The sequence below is a fragment of the Nodosilinea sp. E11 genome, from assembly GCF_032813545.1.
Lineage (GTDB): Bacteria > Cyanobacteriota > Cyanobacteriia > Phormidesmidales > Phormidesmidaceae > Nodosilinea.
Genome location: NZ_CP136520.1, coordinates 1,873,025 through 1,885,713, shown reverse-complemented (window position 1 = coordinate 1,885,713; position 12,689 = coordinate 1,873,025). Strand labels below are relative to the sequence as shown.

11 protein-coding genes are annotated in these 12,689 nt (G+C 59.0%); 4 read left to right on the top strand and 7 right to left on the bottom strand.

Annotation, left to right across the window (positions count from 1 at the left end; translation table 11 throughout):
• Positions 1-271: 271 nt before the first annotated feature.
• On the top strand, positions 272-1,054 hold the full coding sequence (locus tag RRF56_RS10645) for a hypothetical protein (RefSeq protein ID WP_317037621.1): 783 nt from the start codon (positions 272-274) through the stop codon (positions 1,052-1,054).
• A gap of 133 nt (positions 1,055-1,187) precedes the next feature.
• Here the strand turns inward: RRF56_RS10645 and RRF56_RS10640 are convergent, their stop codons facing one another.
• From RRF56_RS10640 to RRF56_RS10625, 4 genes are all read right to left on the bottom strand, one after another.
• Positions 1,188-2,450 (bottom strand): glucosyl-3-phosphoglycerate synthase, encoded by a 1,263-nt coding sequence (locus tag RRF56_RS10640; protein WP_317037620.1) that lies wholly within the window; start codon positions 2,448-2,450, stop codon positions 1,188-1,190.
• A gap of 349 nt (positions 2,451-2,799) precedes the next feature.
• Positions 2,800-4,293, bottom strand: coding sequence for a glycosyl hydrolase family 57 (locus tag RRF56_RS10635; RefSeq protein WP_317037619.1), 1,494 nt, complete (start codon positions 4,291-4,293; stop codon positions 2,800-2,802).
• Between the two features lie 203 nt (positions 4,294-4,496).
• A complete protein-coding gene (locus tag RRF56_RS10630) occupies positions 4,497-5,525 on the bottom strand; it encodes an endonuclease/exonuclease/phosphatase family protein (protein ID WP_317037618.1) in 1,029 nt (342 codons plus the stop codon).
• Between the two features lie 123 nt (positions 5,526-5,648).
• A complete protein-coding gene (locus RRF56_RS10625; RefSeq protein ID WP_317037617.1) occupies positions 5,649-7,043 on the bottom strand; it encodes a mechanosensitive ion channel family protein in 1,395 nt (464 codons plus the stop codon).
• A 65-nt stretch (positions 7,044-7,108) separates the two neighbouring features.
• Here RRF56_RS10625 and RRF56_RS10620 point away from each other — a divergent pair, with 65 nt between their 5' ends.
• From RRF56_RS10620 to RRF56_RS10610, 3 genes are all read left to right on the top strand, one after another.
• Positions 7,109-8,026: an SDR family oxidoreductase gene (locus RRF56_RS10620; protein ID WP_317037616.1), complete on the top strand. Its 918-nt coding sequence runs from the start codon at positions 7,109-7,111 to the stop codon at positions 8,024-8,026.
• Positions 8,027-8,203: 177 nt separating this feature from the next.
• Positions 8,204-8,797, top strand: a complete 594-nt coding sequence (locus tag RRF56_RS10615; RefSeq protein WP_317037615.1) for a DUF3177 family protein — start codon at positions 8,204-8,206, stop codon at positions 8,795-8,797.
• A gap of 31 nt (positions 8,798-8,828) precedes the next feature.
• Complete coding sequence (locus RRF56_RS10610) at positions 8,829-9,122, top strand: hypothetical protein (protein WP_317037614.1); 294 nt, start codon at positions 8,829-8,831, stop codon at positions 9,120-9,122.
• Between the two features lie 164 nt (positions 9,123-9,286).
• Here the strand turns inward: RRF56_RS10610 and glmU are convergent, their stop codons facing one another.
• From glmU to RRF56_RS10595, 3 genes are all read right to left on the bottom strand, one after another.
• Positions 9,287-10,660, bottom strand: a complete 1,374-nt coding sequence (gene glmU, locus RRF56_RS10605) for a bifunctional UDP-N-acetylglucosamine diphosphorylase/glucosamine-1-phosphate N-acetyltransferase GlmU (RefSeq protein WP_317037613.1) — start codon at positions 10,658-10,660, stop codon at positions 9,287-9,289.
• Between the two features lie 86 nt (positions 10,661-10,746).
• Positions 10,747-11,670, bottom strand: coding sequence for an FTR1 family protein (locus RRF56_RS10600; RefSeq protein WP_410510590.1), 924 nt, complete (start codon positions 11,668-11,670; stop codon positions 10,747-10,749).
• Positions 11,671-11,856: 186 nt separating this feature from the next.
• The gene (locus tag RRF56_RS10595; RefSeq protein ID WP_317037611.1) at positions 11,857-12,630 is read right to left on the bottom strand and encodes an anti-sigma factor; all 774 of its coding nucleotides are present in this window, start codon (positions 12,628-12,630) and stop codon (positions 11,857-11,859) included.
• Between the last annotated feature and the right edge of the window lie 59 nt (positions 12,631-12,689).

Sequence of the window (12,689 nt, the reverse complement as noted above, 5' to 3'; positions counted from 1 at the left end):
TGGTCCGGCTAGCCCTTGCTCTGCAATCGAGATTGTGCCCTCTCACCCCTAACCCGGTTCGAGAGGACGAGGAGAATAGATTACTGAGACTATTCTGTCCCCCGTAAATCGCCTCAGGGATACCACGGATACATCATAAAATTCCCTTTACCCTTTACCATTTAACCGGCCTGGTTCTTAAAGTTATTACTGATTCTCAGGTTCATCCGGATGGCACCTCTAGTTTGAGGGAACTATAAAAACAGCTATAATTCTGAGCCTCTTGCCGACCATGAAAACCTCTACAGTTCTCGTGCAGTCAACCCTCGCCCAGGCCCCAGTCACCAGTCGGTTACCGGTTGATAACCTTTGGATGCTGACCTCTGGAGGGTTGCTGCTCCTGTTGCTGGGGTTGGGGGTCTATTCTCACCTGCAAACCCGCCGCATGGTGAAGCAGCTTAAATTTGAAAGCTACAAAAATCAAGAGCTCCAAAAAAAGGTCAAGCTGGCGCTTAAAACCATCAGTAAGATGGAGCAAAATCCTGACTTAATTCACTCACGCGAATTTAACCTCGACTATCTGCGCATGCGTATGGATGAAGATCATTTCCACGCATCGATCGTCAACCAACTCAAGGTCAAGGTAAAGCAAAAAATTTCGGTAGCGCTGCGCCCGCGCCAGGCTGAGGAAGGACTGATTGGCATTGCCAGCAAGCCTCGGGTGGTCGATGAGATTTTTGACGTAGAGTATGCTCCCCACGATCAGCCGATGGCCAAGAAGCGGGTGCTGTTTCGCATTCAAATTAGGCTGGCAAAGCTGCCTACCCAGGCCACGTCTTCCACCATTGGCCAGCTAGTTGACTGCATCGAGAACTTCATGAGCCCCGATGCAGAAGAAACCCACTGGCAGCCCACCATCCAGGGCCGCATTGCCAACATGCACTGGGATCAAAAAGCTAAACCCACACCTTTGCTGGTGCTTGAGCAATCGAGCGAAGGTGTCAATGTCACCCTACGCAGCCGCAACACTCTGCCAGCGAGCACCAGCACCATCGGCAAGAAGAGAACGGCCTAGTCAGTTTGCCAAACCAAAGATTAGGGGTTCGTAGGGGTTCAGGGTTTATGGTGTACGGTTCAAGGCCGGTCGTAAACCTGAAACCTTAAGCCGTTAGATTCTGCCAAAATCAGCTGACTCAAGTTCTACCTGTTTAACCCATCGCTGTGGCTAAGACGCCAGAGGCATCTAGCACGGGGTCAGGGGCCGATCGCGCCTGGGCCATATCGGAGAGAATGGCGTCGAGCAACTGTTCGCGCAGGTCGGGAATAACTGCGATCGCCCGCGTCCAATCGGGAATTTGAGTGCCCGTAGGATCGTCTAGGTACTGGGTGCCCGCCTCAAGAATGATCTGCTCGAAGGTTTCGATGGTCATTTCTTCTTTGTGGCGATCGTACTCTAGGCCATTGAAGCGAGCATCGACAAAGTATTGGCGGGCTAGGTTTTGGGCCTCGCGGCGGTATTTGATCCGCAGAGCGCGAATGTGGTCAACGCCAATCACGACCCGCTCGGTTTCGGTCAGGGTACGCAGCACCGATTGCAGAATGTCGCGGCACATTTTTTGCAGCCCTGAGTTGGCGGAGGTACCAATGGTTTGGTGCTTGTGCTCAAAAATACCCAGATCGATCTGGGCAATGCGTTTGAGGGCCACATTGCGGTAGACCTCGGCCAGCAACCCCACTTCTAATCCCCAGTTGCCAGGAATGCGGGTGGTCAAAGCCAGGTCGGCAGAGAGGGCAAATTCGCCCGAGAGGGGGTAGCGGTAGGCGTCGAGGTAACGCAGATAGTCACGGTAGCCAAACAGCTCCATCAGCGAGGTGATCAGCGGGGTGACAAACAGCCGGGTGACGCGCCCGTGCAAACTGCGAGGGTTGTCGCCAATGCGGGCATAGTAGGCTTTGCTAAAGGCAATGCCAAAGTCTTGTTCTAGCAGAGGGTAAAGTAGCTTGAGCGGGTAGGCGCGATCGTAGGTGACAATGTCGGCATCGTGCAGGGCGATCGCCGCCGCATGGAGCGAGGCCACCCCAAGGCCCAGCCACACAGCCCGGCCCTTGCCTTTAAATTTCAGCAGATCTAGACCTTGATCTTTGAGGTTTTGCAGAATACCGGTAATGCCGGGGCCATTTTCCCAGAGGATGAAGGTGGGCTGGGGCAGCGGCTCGAAGAACCGCACCGCGTGGCAGTACTGCTCGAAGGTGTCGGCGTAGAGGCAGACAATGACGTTGTTGACGAAGGGGCAGTGGCTCAAGTGGTCTCGAATGGTGGCCAGAGCAGGGCGTTCTAGCTCTTCGTAGAGGGATGGAATCAGCACCGCAGTTGGGTTGGTCTGGCTTAGCTCAGTGAGACGTTGCTCTAAGCGCTCGGAATCATACCCGAGGTCGTGGATAGTGGTGATTAGCTCTTGCTTGTAGTCCATACCCTGGATATTCCTAACTATTAGGTCTAATCATAGGGATAAGTGGCGATCGCAGTATGTGAGCATGACTACCCGATAGAGCCCATCGAGCCTAGCCACTGGGAACGGTACAGCTATCGCTATCCTGGTTGGAGACATAGCCCAGCCCCCGTTCAGGGGTAGGGCGCTACCGTAGGGTGGGCAGTGCCCACCATTAGGATCGTGGATTAAACAACTTGTAATACTGAATCCTGTTTGGCTACCCTCGCTTCAGCAGGGCGCATGCCATGCGCCCCTACCCGAGAAATTCACGTAAAAATTCACGTCAATACATCTACATCTCTGTGGGAAGACGGCTTTCAAAAGTCGCCTAAGCAAAATCGTGGGTGAGAATTGCCTGGCCGCGACGGTAGATCTCCTCGGCATAGCTCGTCCAGGTACCCTGGCCCCAGTAGCGAAAGCAGCTGGTTTGCAGCAGTAGATTGTGGATGAGGGCGTTGCGGTAGCGGTGCTGGCTTCCAAGGGCATCGCCTTGGTCGCTCTGGCGATTCATGGTCTGGTGAAACTGGGCACTGAGGCGCTGCATAGGGTCGAGTACGTTGTCGTAGCCCACTACCCAGCTGCGATCGCTCGTCCACGAGCCGCCTTCCATCGAGAAGTTGCCGTCTTGGGCCGCTAGAGTTGCGATCGCTGCTGCCACCGCCTCACTGCCCTCGGCCCCCGCCATCGCCTGCCACAATCGCGCCTGCCCCACGGCCTGACAGGGGGGGAACGTCTCGGGGCCACACCCTGCCGCTGCCAGCAGCTCCAAGTATTCGGTGCCGTTAAAGCCCACCACGCCCCGACGACCGCCGCCCTGGTCGCGCATTTCGTGCCACGATCGCATAAACGCGCTGGGAAACTCATTCATCATCACGCCGCCGTTTTCGCCGTCGCTGATCTGGCTGACCAGTTGGGGCACAGTGGCACTGCCCAAAGAGACCTGGCTGAGGGTTTTGGCTTCCCAGTAGGGCTGCATCTGGCCCACCAGCTTAGTGTCTGACCCCTGGGTCTTGACCAGCACTACAATGTCTTCGACTTCACCCTGGCTGTTGCGAGCCACCAGACGGTGGGGCAGGTGAGGCTGCGATAGCCCTTGGCCCTCTAGCGTTTCTACGGTGTGTTCCTGCACCAGCAGCCAGCGATAGCCGCAGTCTTTGAGGGTTTTGACGAAGGCGTAGAGCAGGTCGGGGTGGTTGGGCAGGTGCATTTCCGGCGGCGAAAAGCCGCGCACGCGGGCCAGAGCCTCAGGGCCAAACAGGGCGGCAAAGTGGTGCTGCCAGGCGCGAATGTGCAGTTTGAGGTCGGGCACGGGGGTAGAGGGCACCACCGCGTGGCCCCAGCAAGTGCCGAGCCATTCGACGTAGGGCTGATAGGTAGGGTCGCAGGCCAGGCGGCGCAGCTTGGCGAGAATATCCTGACGATCCATCTGTTGTAGGCCCCAGAGCAGGGTACCTGAGTAGTCGAGCATGACCCTGGGGTTGCAGCCCTGGCTCACTAGCTCAGGAATGAAGTCGCCCAGGCGGGCATAGCAGTAGGCAAAGGTGCCCGCGTTGTGGTTGTCCCCGTCGTAGGGGTGCTCGAACATGTACTGGAGGTGGTTGACCAGCTCGCCCGTGGCCCCAGCCGGAATGGTGGGCTGGTGCATGTGCAGGGCGATCGCAAAGCCCGCCGAAATATCTGGTAAAGCCAGATTGGTGCGCGACAAAAACACCGGCTCATCGCTGGCCATCACCGCCGCAATATCAGCCTCTCGACCCGAGAGCGGGGGTAGACCGTCCTCTAAAGCGGGCCAGTCTACAGGAGAGAGCACAACACCGGTCATAGACACCTCCGAAATGGCTCCCCCGTTGCTCCGGGAAAGCCGATGGTCACTATTTAGTGTTGCACCGACGAGAGCACTTCCACCACGACTGGTAACATTTCGTGTCTAGGAAGGTCGGGTGCCAAGTCTAGGCGAGTGGAGACCTTCTCGCTACGGTTGCCACGGGGAGCAGCCTGTCTAGGACAGCAGGCCAAAGGCAACGGTCATGGGCCTAGGCGAGCGACGAGCTGGGGACGAGCCGACTGGGGCGGGTTGAGCTCAATGGTGGCGACCACCTGGCCGTGGTCTGACTGCCAGGGTTCGATATTGTCTTCGAGTAGGGTGTGGTCAAACAGGTGGTCGTTTAGCACTGAAACGTAGGTGACGCGGCCAATGCGATCGCGATTTTGGGCCGAAAATTCTTCGCTCACCATGATGTGGTCGAGGCTGTCGTAGTGGCCGTTGTGGATGTGGGTGTAGTAGTGGTCGCCGTAGCCGAGGCGGGCCTGAATGTCTTTCACCTGGTAGAGCAGCACGTCCCACACGGGGGCTTTTTTGCGGTAGGGCCAGCATTCCCAGGGGGGGGTACCCGCCACAATCTGGGTGGTGACGGCGGTGTGGTTGTCATTAACATCACCGACGACGATGACGGGGTAGTTGCGATCGCGCAGCCCCTCCATCAGCAAAAATCTCAGGGCGGCGGCCTCGGCGGTGCGGCGAATCAGCGAACGGGCGTGGCCCTTGGCAATTTCGACCGGGTCGCTGCGATCGGCTCCGTTGGCGATCATGGGCCGTTTAGACTTGAGATGCACCACAAACACCGTGCAGTGAATCGCGTCGGTGAGAGCCAGATCCACCGCCAGCACCGGGTGCGAAAACCGCCGAATCGGAATTTCGGCCCCCTCTAAATCTAAAATGCCCTCGGGCGGAAACTCGTCGTAGATCCGCTGCCCTACCACCGGAAATCGCGTCGCTAGCGCCAGCCCCGGCCCCCGGCCAAAACCCTCGGCCATGACGATCTCGTGATTTTGGTGATATTCGCTGCGGTGCAGGGCTTCTTTCAGCGCCCCCCGGTGAAACACCTCCTGAAAGCCAATAATGTCGGCCCTCATGCGATCGAGCTGGGCACCAATCCAGGTGAGCTTTTTGAGGTAGTTTTCTTGGCTGTAGGTCTCGCCCTGGTAAAACTCGCGATCGGGCAGCATCAAATTGTTGAGGTTGAAGGTGCCGACGCGAAACTGGTTGCGATCCATAGCTGGGGCTAGAGAGTGGCTAAAGAAGAATGCGTTTAAGAATAGCGCCGTTGCGTGAACAGGGAGTATGGATGCAGCAATTCAATAGCCCAGCGGTTTGTGTTGCAAAGCGTGCTGGCCATATTAGAGATCTCCTTTGGGCAGGTTTTCTTCGGTGTGCAGTTTGATATCGGCTTCGGTGGAAAGCGACTCAGATGCGATCGCACTAGGAGCCACCGCCTCAGCGAACTGGGCCTCTTGCAAGGTGAGCTTGATCGCCGCCAGCACCCGCGAGGTCACCTGCAAAAACGAGCTTTTGCGCGAGTTGACCCAAAACTGAGCCTCTAAATTCACCGTAGAAGGGGTGAGTTCGCGCACCAGCACGATCGGTTCGGGGTCTAGCTCGACGCCGTCGATCTGCCTCATCTGCTGCTGAATGCGGTGGAATAGATCGGGCAGGTCGGCGCTGTGGTCGAGGCCGACGGTGACGCTGCTGAGCCGCACCGGGGAAGCGGTGTTGTTGGTGATGCTGCTCTGGAACACCTCCTGGTTGGGGATGTAGACCAGGCGACCGTCGTAGGTTTGCACCGTAGTGGCCCGCAGCTGAATCTGGGTGACGGTGCCCTCAAAGTTGTTAATCACAATCTGATCGCCAATACGAAAGGGCCGGGTGGCGAGCAAAATCACCCCCGAGATGTAGTTGCTGAGTACGTCGCGCAGGCTAAAGCCAATGGCAACGCTGGTGAGGCCCAGGGTGCCGAGTAGGGCGGCAAAGTTGAGCCCCAACACCCCCAAAGCAATCACTGACCCCAGGGTCCACACGCCGCCGTAGCAGAGGCGGCTGATCAGCACTTCGGTGGTGCGATCGCCCTCGGTTTTTTCGGCCCACACCAGCACCGCGTGGCGCACAATTGCCGCTAGCAGCCAGGTCAGCCCCAGCACCACCAGCGCCCCGAGCAGGGCAGGCAGGTTGTCGAGGGTATCCCGTAACAGCTGCTGAGAAGTACCCCGCACCCGGTAGGTAGCAGCAGATAGCAGATTGGTTCTCGCCAGGGCCTGGTTGAGCAGGTCGGCCCAGCGCTCGGCTAGGGGTGCAATATCGGTGTCAAAGTCGAGGGCGTCTTGCTCGGTGACGGTCATAATCACCCGCTGGTTGACCTGGAGGGTGGCCAGGTTGCGGCTGGGGTCTAGATTCACCGCGATCGGGTCGGGGGCTGCATTCTGGTTGAGCAGTGCCGCAATGCGCCGACTGATTTGCCCCGCCCGCTCAGGCGCGCTAACATCGGGCAGCCCCCCCACCTGCAACACCGGCTGCCCTCGCACCAGCACATCGGCAAAAAATGGCGCTGCCGCCTCGGTTGGCGGGGTTTGACCCAGGGCCTGCCCACCGTAGTGAGATGCTGTTAGGCCCAGTGGCCCGATCCAGAGGGCGATACCCAAGGCCAGCAGAGCGAGCCACGAACTGGGGCGCGATCGCAGCCTCAACCGCCCTGGCCAGCGCTGAACCCTATTGTCTATCCACACCGGGCACCGGGCCATAGTCATCCCCAAACTTGCAAACCACCACACCTGCCCAGCCTTCATTCAACCCGATCTTGTGCCCTATGGAACATCGCCCCGCACCCACTCCTCCCCGTTTGCTGGTCACTGGGGCCAGTGGTTTTTTGGGCTGGCATCTGTGCCGATTGGCCCAGGCCACCTGGCAGGTGACGGGCACCTACCACCGTCAGGTTCCCCAACCCCTGCCGGGGGTGAATAGGCATAGGCTGGATCTCAGTGATTTAGAGGCGATCGCCCCCTGCCTCGCGGCGATCGCCCCCGCTGCCGTGATTCACACCGCTGCTCTCTCTCAGCCCAACCGCTGTGAGCAAAACCCAGCTCAGTCTTACCGGGTGAATGTGGAGGCCACAGGCGTCCTAGCTGAGGTCTGCGCCCAGCACCAAATCCCCTTCGTCTTTACCTCCACCGACCAGGTGTTTGATGGCCAGTCGCCCCCCTACAATGAAGCTAGCCCCCCCAGCCCTGTAAATCTCTACGGCCACCACAAAGCCGAGGCCGAGGCCCTGGTGCACGATCTACACCCCACCGCCGCCATCTGCCGCCTGCCCTTGCTCTATGGCCCCCCCAGCCCCACTGCCGAGTGCTTTTTGCAGGGTTTTCTGCGCACGCTGCGATCGGGGCAACCTCTAAGTTTATTTACCGACGAGTTTCGCACCCCTGCCTACGTCGAAGATGTCGCCGCTGGCCTGCTGCTGGCCCTAGAGCATGCTCCTGGCCTGCTACACCTGGGCGGCCCCGAACGCCTCAGCCGCTACGACTTTGGCCTGTGTATGGCCGAGGTGTTTGGCGTTGACCCCAATTTGCTGATTCCGAGCAAACAGGCCGATGTGACCATGCCCGCCCGCCGTCCGCCCGATGTGTCGTCCGATAGCCAAAAAGCCTTTGCCTTCGGCTATCGCCCCCGCAGCATCGTCGCAGGTCTAACAGCAACCAAAACCTGGAGCGGTACTCTAGCCCAGTAGCCCGAGATTAAGGTTTAACCCAGGCCGTAAACCCGAAACCCGACAACGCATCTATAAAAGTGGTGCAATTGACTAAGGCGGTGGTAGTAGCTGAGTCATTCGCATCTTCAAGCCAGTCTGGCCGGGTCAAATGTTACGCTATAGGCTGCAATTTGCCCGTACCGCTACTGCGCTCCTATGTTAGAACCTTCGCTCCTGCGCGCCCTAGTCTGGACTGACTATCGCCTCGCCGTGCTGTTTACGGTGTTTTTGCCCCTGGCGCTGCTGATTTGGGCCTTTGTGCAAAAAAACGAGGCCATTCAGCGGCTGTTGCTGATCTACTGGAAAGTGGCCAGCCTGCTGATGATCACCGTCTACCTGATGATCGGCGGGTTCAATATCAGCTTTTTGTCGGGGCTGATGGCGCGGGTGCTGATTCCGGTGTCGCTGTGGTTTTGGGTCGACCTTAACGAAGAAATTCGCGAGCAGCCTAGCTCACTGCTGAAGCTAATCTTTAGCGCCTGGCGCTGGGCCATAACCCTCTACAACATCATTGGTGGCGCGATCTTGCTGGGCTTTTTGCCCTGCGCTTTCTCGGGGGCGCGGTTTGGGGCCGCCGACTGCCAAGTGTGGCTAGAGCCGCCGCTGCTCTATAGAGAATATTTCCACGCCGGGTACACCTATGGCTTCCTGGGTTTCTTTGGCATTTTGGGCCTGGTGATCTATATGGCGTCGCTGGCCTGGTTTGTGTTTGTGCGCCTGGGTAAGCAGGGGCGGCAGGCGATCAATTAGTGGACGGGTAGGTGGGTGGATGAGTGCGGCAATGGCTCCTGGGTTGCGGCTAGAGCAATTTACCTTAAGGCAGCCCAGCCTGGTGCTGCTGGTGCGGGCTGTGGTTGCGGGCGAAGCCGATGAGGTGATGATCTACCGGGGTTTCTCTAGCTCGCTGGTGCGCCCCACTGCCGCCGACCCGGAGGTGCCAGTGCTGCCAGAGAATGCCGAGATTGAGGCGATCGATGTGATGGTGGGGCCGTACAACCCGGCGGCACCGCAGTATTTGCACCGGGGGCTGAGCTGGGGCGATATGCTGCCGATTTTAGAAGAACTTGGGATCTAGTACGGATCTGGTGCATCGCTTCGCGGATGCCCCTACGGGTTGGGTAACAATGGGCCAATTTGTAGGGTGCATAACGCTAAGGCGAGGCTCCGCCAACGCGGCCCAAGCATCTTTTGCAAATGTCAATTTTCTTGCCTGGCCGCAATGCACCGCTCCTGCGATCGCTACTCTTCACCCTTCTCGTCGCGTAAATGCTTGGGTTGCCAGCCTGCGTGATTTTTTTGCGGGGCGCGGGAGACTACCAGGCAGTTGTCGGGGGCATCTTTGCGTACCACAGAGCCAGCGGCGATGGTAACGTCGCTGCCGATGGTGACGGGGGCAACGAGGACGCTGTTGCTGCCGGTTTTGGTGCGATCGCCGATCACGGTCTGATGCTTCTTAAACCCGTCGTAGTTGGCGGTAATGGTGCCTGCCCCCACGTTAACCTGGGTACCCAGGGTGGCGTCGCCCAGGTACGACAGATGGGCCACATTGGTGCCTGCCCCCAGGGTCGATTTTTTGATTTCGACAAAGTTGCCAATGCGGCAGCGATCGCCCACCACAGCTTCACCCCGCAGATGGGCGTAGGGGCCGACCCGTGCGCCGCTGCCCACGGTGCTGTCGCTCACGACCGAGAAAGCCACGGTGGCGTCGCGACCAATTTGGCTATTCTCAATTAAGCTGCCGGGGCCGATGCGGCTACCGGTGCCAATGGTGGTCTTGCCGCGCAGGTGGGTCTGGGGCTCGATTACCACGTCGGGTTCGAGCTGCACGGTGGTGTCGATGGTGGTGCTGTCGGGGTCAATCAGGGTGACGCCTGCTGCCATCCAGTGGTCTTTGATCCGGTCTTGCAAGATGGCATAGGCCTCGGCCAACTGCTTGCGGCTGTTGATGCCAAAAATCTCCTGGCAATCGGCCACATCCATCGCCATGGCCGGGGCCAGGTCTTTGACCACATCGGTGAGGTAATACTCCTGCTGATCGTTGTCGGCGCTGAGGTGGGGCAGCACGGTCATCAGCTTGGCCCAGTTAAAGCAGTAGACCCCGGCATTGATGCGAGGATTTTGACGCTGGGCCGGGCTGCAATCGCGGTGCTCAACGATTTCGGTAATCAGGTTTTGGTCGGTGCAAAACACGCGCCCATAGCCAGTGGGATCAGAGAACTGGGCGGTGAGCAGGGTAGCGGCGTTGCCGTTGTCTTGGTGGGTTTTGACCAATGTTTGCATGGTCTCGGCCCGCAGCAGCGGCACGTCACCATTGAGCACCAGCAGGTCGCCATCAAACCCCTCTAGGTGAGGTATCACCTGCTGCACAGCATGGCCCGTGCCCAGTTGTTCTGTCTGTTCAACAAAGGTGAGGTTGGGAATGTGGGCCAGGGCGGCTTTCACCTGCTCTTGGCCAAAGCCCACCACAATCAGCCTGTGGCTAGGGTTGAGGTCGGCAATGCTGTCGAGCACCCGCTCTACCATTGACTTGCCCCCCACAGAGTGCAGCACCTTGGGCAGGCTCGATTTCATCCGGGTGCCGCGCCCAGCGGCAAGAATGGCGACAGCAACCATGGGCGGTGTCCTTCGTGGTTATGACTCGAAGGGAGTATATCGCGGTTTGGGCGCGGTTTGGGCGCGGGAGCACAGCGGGCACAATGTCAGGATTGGCTGGGGGCGGTTTTGCTGGGGCTTGAGTCGGGCGGGTTGAGGCTGCGAAAGTAGCTGCCGCCAACAATCGCCAAAAAGCCCAGGTACGCCACCAGCTGCACCAGATACAAATGGTCGCGGTAGCCAAGCAAGACCTTGAGCACAACACCGGGGAACTGGCGATCGGGCAGTACGGTACTGGCATCCCACAGCAGGGGGCCGAGCACGCAGGAGGCTTGGGCAAAGCAGAGGTCGGCGGTAGGGCTAATTTGGCTGAGGGTAGCGAGGGCGGCATCGAGATTCTTAAATACCGAAATCACCAGGCCACCCACGATTAGCAGCAGCAGTACCCCCATGACCTGAAAGAAGCGTTTGAGGTTGATGCGCAACCCCCAGCGAAACAGGGCTAGGCCAATTAGCACTGCGCCTAAAAGGCCTGCGATCGCCCCGCCAACCGCGCCAACGCTGCTTTCTACATTGGTAAAAATAAACAGCACGGTTTCAAACCCTTCGCGCAGTACAGCGATGCAGACCAGGCTAAAAACGCTCCAGCCAGCGGTTTGGTCATCGTCGAGGGCCGATCGCACAGTACCTTCGATTTCGCCCTTGAGGCTGCGGGCCTGGCGGGTCATCCACAGCAGCATCCAGCTGAGCATAATGATGGCGATCGCGCCAAACAGCACATTTAGCAGCGGCTTGAGCACAATTTGCAACCCCGGTAGCCCCTGCTGTAGCTGCTGCAGCCCCATCCCCAGGGCAATGCCAATCATCACGCTGCCCGCCAGACCAGCGGCCACGCCGGCGTAGGCCCAGGGGTTGAGCGATTGCCGGTTGGCCTTGGCTAAGCAGGCCAGCACAATACCGACCACCAGGGCGGCTTCGACCCCCTCGCGCAGGGTGATAAAAAACGTGGGCAGAGCAGCGGTGAAATCCATGCTTGGGGCCATGCTTGGGGTGGGTGACAGGGTGACGCCAACGTCGCTTTGATCACCCCGCTTCAGCCGAGCAAAGGCCATGTCCCCTCGGGTTTGGCCTAGTCGCAATGGGGGTGATCCGATTCTGGTTTGGCATTACTTGGTATTGTGTCAAACAACCCCGGCCTTTGGCGCATGTGATCGCTGTTACGACTGGCTCTGCATCACCAAATCTCCGGCGGGAAGGGGTGGATCAGCAGCTTTTTCGGTGGTGATCAGCATCTGTACCGGCCGGTCTGCACAGGTTGGGTTGGGCAAAGACCACTGGTGCATCGCCTGCACCGTCTGGGGGTTAAACTGACCGCAAAAGACGGGGTCACTGTCGGCCACAGCCCATAGCCGGTAGACCTGCTCTGTAGTCAGGGTGGGCAGATCGGTGGTGACAATGAGCGCCGTTTGGTCGGCGGGGTTGACCACCAGGCGAGCGTTGGCCTGGGGTACGGCAGCGGTGCCAGCCAGGGTGTAGAGGCGGTTGGTGGGCTGGCTAAAGCTGGCGACAATGGCTTCGGTTTGTCGCAGCGCCAGGCGCAGACGCTGGTTTTCTTGTCGGGCCAAGCCCAGGGCGATCGCCGTAGCGACCCAGCCCAGGGCCAGGGCCAACCTGCCCCAGGGAAACCCACGGCGGGGAATAGGAGAAGAATTCACGGTCTGGACGGCTGAGCTTTGAGCCGTGACAGCGGGGTCTAGCTCAGGCTGAGTGACGGCCGCCATGATCCGATCGCGCAATTCTGGCGGTGGTGCCAGGGGGGACAGCCCGGCGGGCAAACTCGCCCAGGTGCTTTGCAGGGCATCTAGCTCGAGGGCAACCTCAGGCAAGTCTAGCCATTGCTCGACTAAGGCCGCTTCGGCGTCGGTCAAGTCGTTGAGCACGTACCCGGCCAGCAGCGATCGCCAATTTTCGGGAAGGGAGGGTGAGTTCATCGATGCAGGGCGGAGGGGGTAAGTAACGGAGTGGATAGATGGGGGGACGGTCCAGAGTT

Excerpts from the sequence above, each read along its gene's own strand:
- RRF56_RS10645 (WP_317037621.1), top strand. The coding sequence starts at position 272 with ATGAAAACCTCTACAGTTCTCGTGCAGTCAACCCTCGCCCAGGCCCCA.
- RRF56_RS10640 (WP_317037620.1), bottom strand. The coding sequence starts at position 2,450 with ATGGACTACAAGCAAGAGCTAATCACCACTATCCACGACCTCGGGTAT.
- RRF56_RS10635 (WP_317037619.1), bottom strand. The coding sequence starts at position 4,293 with ATGACCGGTGTTGTGCTCTCTCCTGTAGACTGGCCCGCTTTAGAGGAC.
- RRF56_RS10630 (WP_317037618.1), bottom strand. The coding sequence starts at position 5,525 with ATGGATCGCAACCAGTTTCGCGTCGGCACCTTCAACCTCAACAATTTG.
- RRF56_RS10625 (WP_317037617.1), bottom strand. The coding sequence starts at position 7,043 with ATGGCCCGGTGCCCGGTGTGGATAGACAATAGGGTTCAGCGCTGGCCA.
- RRF56_RS10620 (WP_317037616.1), top strand. The coding sequence starts at position 7,109 with ATGGAACATCGCCCCGCACCCACTCCTCCCCGTTTGCTGGTCACTGGG.
- RRF56_RS10615 (WP_317037615.1), top strand. The coding sequence starts at position 8,204 with ATGTTAGAACCTTCGCTCCTGCGCGCCCTAGTCTGGACTGACTATCGC.
- RRF56_RS10610 (WP_317037614.1), top strand. The coding sequence starts at position 8,829 with ATGGCTCCTGGGTTGCGGCTAGAGCAATTTACCTTAAGGCAGCCCAGC.
- glmU (WP_317037613.1), bottom strand. The coding sequence starts at position 10,660 with ATGGTTGCTGTCGCCATTCTTGCCGCTGGGCGCGGCACCCGGATGAAA.
- RRF56_RS10600 (WP_410510590.1), bottom strand. The coding sequence starts at position 11,670 with ATGGATTTCACCGCTGCTCTGCCCACGTTTTTTATCACCCTGCGCGAG.
- RRF56_RS10595 (WP_317037611.1), bottom strand. The coding sequence starts at position 12,630 with ATGAACTCACCCTCCCTTCCCGAAAATTGGCGATCGCTGCTGGCCGGG.